Here is a 414-nt window from a genome sequence, read left to right as displayed (position 1 = left end):
TAGCCCTTTGCTTTAAATACAGAATATATTCTGTAAAGATTTAATTTTCTATTAATTTTGAAATTGATTAATTCCTAATTATAACATATAGTTTTTTAAGCCTCATACTTCTTTAAGTTTAACTAGTATTTCTCTAAGTGCTTCCATTTCTTGTCTAATAACAAAACGAGCAACTCCTAAGTGTTCTTGTTCTTTATTTTTGTAGCGTTTTAGTTCTTTAAATTCTCGTTTTAAACGCTCTAAGTATTTAGGTTTTGAAGTTTCTAAATAGTCTTCGTAATTTTCTTTAATTCTAATGATTTGGCTTTGTATTAATTGCCATTTCTCTTTTCTATCTTTATGTAACTGACTTCTTTGTAATCCAAAAATTTCTACAGATGTTTTTACTTTATCTTCATCTAGTTCTTTTATTCC

The 414-nt window shown here is 25.8% G+C and carries 1 protein-coding gene; it reads right to left on the bottom strand.

All coding sequences use genetic code 11. From position 1 onward, the window contains the following. Positions 1 to 102: 102 nt before the first annotated feature. Positions 103 to 414, bottom strand: a 312-nt coding sequence (locus ACVC2P_RS08125) for a hypothetical protein (RefSeq protein ID WP_452597979.1), incomplete at its 5' end; no start/stop codon positions are given.

The organism is Pontimicrobium sp. MEBiC01747 (assembly GCF_053601635.1).
This window is presented reverse-complemented; position numbering and strand designations above follow the sequence as displayed.